Annotated in this window: 4 protein-coding genes; 2 read left to right on the forward strand and 2 right to left on the reverse strand. The window is 76.0% G+C overall.

The features are described 5' to 3' along the window. Nucleotides 1–129: 129 nt before the first annotated feature. Complete coding sequence (locus GYH36_RS18745) at nt 130–1740, reverse strand: asparaginase (RefSeq protein ID WP_162290655.1); 1611 nt, start codon at nt 1738–1740, stop codon at nt 130–132. A gap of 183 nt (nt 1741–1923) precedes the next feature. Here GYH36_RS18745 and GYH36_RS18750 point away from each other — a divergent pair, with 183 nt between their 5' ends. Both GYH36_RS18750 and GYH36_RS18755 read left to right on the forward strand, forming a co-directional pair. Beyond that, on the forward strand, nt 1924–3303 hold the full coding sequence (locus tag GYH36_RS18750) for a pyridoxal phosphate-dependent decarboxylase family protein (protein ID WP_162290656.1): 1380 nt from the start codon (nt 1924–1926) through the stop codon (nt 3301–3303). Between the two features lie 18 nt (nt 3304–3321). Then, nucleotides 3322–3861: a hypothetical protein gene (locus GYH36_RS18755; RefSeq protein WP_024841414.1), complete on the forward strand. Its 540-nt coding sequence runs from the start codon at nt 3322–3324 to the stop codon at nt 3859–3861. 77 nt (nt 3862–3938) lie between these two features. Here GYH36_RS18755 and GYH36_RS18760 read toward each other — a convergent pair whose 3' ends face one another. Then, nucleotides 3939–5084: a ScyD/ScyE family protein gene (locus GYH36_RS18760; protein WP_162290657.1), complete on the reverse strand. Its 1146-nt coding sequence runs from the start codon at nt 5082–5084 to the stop codon at nt 3939–3941. Between the last annotated feature and the right edge of the window lie 356 nt (nt 5085–5440).

A 5440-nucleotide genomic window follows, 5' to 3' on the forward strand; every position in this document is an offset into this window, starting at 1 on the left:
CGCGGGGTGGGGCGCGCCCCCCCCCCGCTCCACCCCGCGCGGGCCGGCTCCATCGGGGGGTGGTGGGTTTTTCCGGGCATCTCCCCCACCCCAACCCCGTGTTCGGCGCGGCGGCGGGTCAGTCCGCCATCACCGGCATGCCGTCTCCGGGTAGGCCGCGGCGGCCTCCGTCTCGACGGTCCGGCCGTCGACGTCCTTGGTCGCGACGAGCGCGACCTCGCCCGCCGGGAGCGTCTTGCCCTTGACCGAGAACGTCTTCTCCGCCGTCTCGCCCGCGGGGACCGCGGTGAACGTGTGCTCGCCGGACGACGACGTCACGCGCACGTCGATCGGCACGGTGTCCGTGTTGGTCACCGACGCCGTGAGCCACAGCTTGTTGCCCGCGGCCTTGCAGACCGGCGTCGCCGTCGCGGTGAAGGACACCGAGGTCGAGCCCGGCTCGGCACCGATCGTGCCCGCCGTGGCGGACTGGTCGAACGACCGCGAGCCGTAGGTGGCGAACCAGCCCTGCGCCGTCGCGAAGTCGTCGGTGAAGGCCCGCGACAGCAGCAGCAGGAGCCGCGCCTTGACGGCCGTGAGGTCGCCGCCCGCGATGACGCCGTTCCCGCCGCCGTACGACGACCCCGACCCGGTGCGCGTCGTCGAGACGAACCACACGCCCTCGCGGACCGCCGCGGTGCGCGCCTGGCTCATGGCCGACGAGATCCCGCCCGCGCCGGTGCCCGCCGTGACGATGCCCTGGACACCCGCGTTCGCGAACGCCGTCACGGCCTCGCCGCCGGCCTGCTGGTAGGACACGAGGATCTCGACGCGGGGCAGCGCCTTCGGGTCGACCTGGGAGAGGTCGAACGGCGTGAACCACTCCTCGCTGTCGCACGCCATGACGCGCGCCGGGGCGCGGCCGAGCGTGATGTTGCTGCCGTCGATCCAGCCGAGCACGCCGTACTCGCGCGTCTGGAACGTGTCGGTGCGGTAGGAGTTGGTCTTGGTGACCTCGCGGGCCGCCTGGATCTCGTCGTTGAGCATGAGCACGGTGCCGAAGCAGTACGTCTGCTGCGACGCGGCCACCTTGATCGCGTTGTAGAGGTTCGCGGGCGCGTCGGTGCCGAACACGAGGTCGGAGTCCGGCCCGGCGCCCGCCCCCCACGGACGCATGGACCCGGACGTCACGACGGGCTTGCGCGAGCGCACCGTGAGGTCGAGCCAGTACGCGAACTCCTCCTGCGTGTCGGTGCCGGTCGTCACCACGACGGCGTCCGCCGTCTCGAGCTGCTTCTCCACCTCGAGCGTGAGCGCGTGGAACTGCTCCATCGAGTAGCCGGACGAGCCCGCGTTGCCGAACTGGACGGCGGTGACGTCCGCGACGGCGTCGAGCTCCGGGCGCAGCGTGTCGAGCATGTCCTCCATGAGGTACGTGCCGGCGCGGTAGCTCGTGAACGTGTCGCGGCCGGTGGCCTTGCCGGCCATGGTGCCGCCGGTCGCGACGACGACGACCTTCGGCTTCCCGGTCGCGGCGGTCGCCGTGGCGGTCGCGTAGCGCGCGGACGTGATGCCGAGCGGGTTGGTCGCGCCCGCCGCGAGCACCGGCGGCGCCTCGCCCTCGGCGCGGGCCGCGGCGGCCGTCGAGCGGGAGTCGGCGACGGTGTACGCGACAGCCGCGGCGAGCGCGGCGAGCGCGAGCACGAGGGCGACGACGGCCGCGACGGCGCGGCCGGTCAGGGTCAGTGTGAGCGTTCTCACGGGGAAGCCTTCCGTCGGGGGAACATCTGGCCCGCCCGACGGTAGGCACCGTGTGTTGCCTGGCCGTTGCCTGGGCGTAAGAAGTACGCGCGTGCCGGATCGCCGCCGCGGTTGACCCGCGCCCGGGCCGGGTCCAGCCTGGCGGGAGGGGCCGGCGCCGGTCCGGCCCGGTCAGGAGCGGTCATGGACGATCGCGACGCCGCCCTCCTGCGGGCGCACGAGCACGCCGCCGCGTGGCTCGACTCCCTCGCGACACGGCCCGTCCCGCCGCGAGCCGGCGTCGCGGACGTCGTCGCCGCGCTCGGCACCGACCTGCCGGACGCCCCGACGCCGGCGCCCGAGGTCGTCGACCTGCTCGCCACCGCGTGCGGGCCCGGCCTCACCGCCATGCCCTCGGGCCGCTTCTTCGGCATGGTCATCGGCGGCAGCCACCCCGCGGCGCTCGCGGCCGACTGGCTCACGAGCGCGTGGGACCAGAACTGCGCGCTGCGGGGCCTCACCCCCGCGCACACGGCCGTCGAGGACGTGGCGAGCGCGTGGCTGCTCGACCTCCTCGGGCTGCCCGCGTCGAGCGCGGTCGGGTTCGTCACGGGGGCGACGACCGCGAACTTCACGGCGCTCGCGGCCGCGCGCGGCGAGGTGCTGCGAGGCGCGGGGTGGGACGTGCGGCGCGACGGCCTCACCGGCGCGCCCCGCGTCCGCGTGCTCGTGGGCGCCGAGCGGCACGAGTCGGTCGACCTCGCGCTGTCCTACCTCGGCCTCGGTGCGCCCGAGGTCGTCGCCGCGGACGACCAGGGTCGGCTCTCCGCCGCGGCGCTCGAGGGCGCGCTGGCCGATCCCCCCGACGGCGCGCCGGGCGGGCCGACCGTCGTCGTGCTCCAGGCGGGCAACGTCCACTCCGGCGCGTTCGACCCGTTCGACCCCGCGGTCGAGATCGCCCACCGGCACGGCGCGTGGGTGCACGTCGACGGCGCGTTCGGGCTCTTCGCGGCCGCGTCGCCCACCCACCGCCACCTCGTGGCGGGGTACGAGGCGGCGGACTCGTGGGCGACGGACGCCCACAAGACGCTCAACGTCCCCTACGACTGCGGGCTCGCGATCGTCGCCGACCCCGCCCCGCTGCGCGCCGCGATGGGCATGCACGGGGACTACCTCATCCAGAGCGACGCGGGCGACCCGCTCGACAAGGTGCCCGAGCTGTCGCGGCGCGGGCGCGCGTTCGCGGTCTGGGCGGTGCTGCGCGCGCTCGGGCGCTCGGGCGCCGCCGACCTCGTCGACGGGTTCTGCCGGCACGCGACCGCGTTCGCCGACGCGCTGCGGTCGCTCGACGGCGCCGAGGTGCTGCACGACGTCGTGTTCACCCAGGTGTGCGCGGCGTTCGGCGACGACGCGCGCACGCAGGACGTGGTGCGCCGCGTGCTCGCCGACGGCACCGTGTGGATGTCCGGGTCCCGCTGGCACGACCGCGCCGTCCTGCGCGTGTCCGTGAGCTCGTGGGCGACGACCGACGCCGACGTGGACGTGAGCGTCGAGGCGCTGCGGCGCGCGGTCGCACCGTCCTGACGGCCCTACACTCGCGGGGTGCCGACCGCCGAGGACCTCGCCGCCGCCGTGCGCGCCCGCGCCGCGGGCACGCCCTACCGGATCGTGGACGAGCGTCCCGACGGGTTCGAGCTGCGGTTCGACCGGCCCGACGCGGCGTGGTGGAGCGTGTTCTCGCGCCGCCGCCTCGCGACGCTCGACACGCACCTCGTGCGCGTCCTGCCCGACGGCGCGCGGGTCGAGCTCACCGACGTCGTCCGGCACACGCGCTGGGCGCTCGACGCCGACGGGCGGTTCGTCGAGCCCCAGAAGGGCTGGGTGCGCTCCGTCGCGCGCGGGACGATCCGATCGACCTACCGCACGTCCGTCGCGGACGCCGACGGCCGACGGACGACCGCCGTCTACGACACGAGCGTCGGGCGGCGCCTCGTCACGGAGGCAGCCCAGGGTCTGGGCATGACCGTCGTCGCCTCGGCGGGGACCCGCGTGGGCGTCGTCGTCGGGATCGTCGCCGCGGCGTTCGGGGTCGCCGTCGCGCTCGGCGCCGTGGTCATGGTCCTCGTGCTCGGGAGCGGCTGACCACGAGCGACCGGCGGGACGGCGCGGCACGGCCCGGGCGCCCGCGCGTGTCGGGTCGGCCCGGGCCGCGCGAGGTGTCAGCGGCCGCGGTGCTTCCCGAGGTCGACGCGCACGAGGTGACCGTCGGGCGGCGTCGTGTCGTCCGGCGGCAGCACGTTCGTCGTCGCGAGCAGGCCCTTGCCGTCCCACTCGAGCCCTGCCGGGAGCGGGACCTCGACGACGGTGCTCGGGCCGCGCCTGCCGGCCTGGGAGATCCTTCCGCCCATCAGCTCGCTCACGTAGACCGTGCCCTGGTCCGTCACCGCGAGGTTCGTCGCGCCCACGAAGCCGGACGCGACCTGGCGCACCTTCCCCTTCCACGGGTCGACCGTGTAGACGGCGCCGCGCGCGCCGAGGCTGTCGTCCTCCGGGCCGCCGGGCAGCGTCGTCACGTAGAGCACGCCGCGAGGACCCACCTCGACGTCCGTGGGGACGGCCTCGAACCAGTACGTCTGGCCGACGGCGCAGTCCGGCCACCCGAGGCTCGCGGCGAACTCGGCCGTGACGACGGCCGGCTGCGGGGGCAGCACGGCGACCGTTCGGACCTTCCCGCGCTCGCTGATCGACAGGATCGCGTTCGCTCCCGCGTCGGCCACGTAGGTCGTGCCGCGGACCGTCGTCGTCGCGTACGGGTGCGAGTCGGCGATGCCGGTGTAACGCGCGGGGAGCGGACCGGCGGGGATCTGCTCGAGGCACGCCCGGCCGGTCCTCAGCAGGCCGTACGCAGTGCGCCCGTCGGGGTTCTTCGCGCGCTCGTAGGCGAACGTGTCGGCCAGGACGCGCGGTGCGCCCGTGGGGTTGCCCCACCGGTCCGTGCGCAGCGTGGACACCTCCGACGCGACGGGGCCCTCCTCGCCCAGCTGGGTCTCGGTGAACGTGATCCGGCGGTCGGCGTAGGAGACGCCGCCGACCTCGCCGCCGTCGGGCGACGCGTAGAGGACGCTCGGCGTGCCGTCCCGGCCGACCGCCGTGAGCAGGCCGGGGAAGTTCTGGGTCACGTAGGTCGTGCCGTGCGGGCCGACCGCGAGGCTGAGCGGTGTCACGAGGCCGGTCGCGACGTCGGTGACGACCGGCGGGCGCGGGGTCGGCTTGCCGCCGTGCGCGACGGCAGGGCTCGCGACGAGGACGAGGGCTGCGGCCGCGGCGGCGACGCTCGCGGGCAGGGCGGTGCGGAGTCTTCTCATGGGTGCTCCAGGTCCGGCAGGTCCCGGGCGCGGCAGGGGTGGCGGCGTCGTGCCGGGGACGTGGGTGAGTGGTCGTCGGGCCGGACGACGTGGCGCGTCCTGCGGGCGTGCCGTGCGGTCGGCGGGGCCGACCGGGAGTGCGCTGTGCGTCGGCGGCGAGCACAGACCTGACGAGTGTGCACCCGACCGGGGCGGCGGTAAAGAGACCGTCGCCCCGGGCGACGTGGGCCGGGCCCCCCCCCCGGGGGGGGGGGGGCCGGGGGGGGGCCGCCCCCCCCCGGGGGGGGGGGCCCCCCCGGGCGGGGGGGGGGGGGGGGGGGCGGGGTGGAGCCCGGGCGTCGCGGCACCGGGGGCGC

The organism is Cellulosimicrobium composti (assembly GCF_010287905.1).
Lineage (GTDB): Bacteria > Actinomycetota > Actinomycetes > Actinomycetales > Cellulomonadaceae > Cellulosimicrobium > Cellulosimicrobium composti.

Bases quoted from the DNA above. Each gene is read 5' to 3' on its own strand.
- GYH36_RS18750 (WP_162290656.1), top strand. From the start codon at position 1,924: ATGGACGATCGCGACGCCGCCCTCCTGCGGGCGCACGAGCACGCCGCC.
- GYH36_RS18760 (WP_162290657.1), bottom strand. From the start codon at position 5,084: ATGAGAAGACTCCGCACCGCCCTGCCCGCGAGCGTCGCCGCCGCGGCC.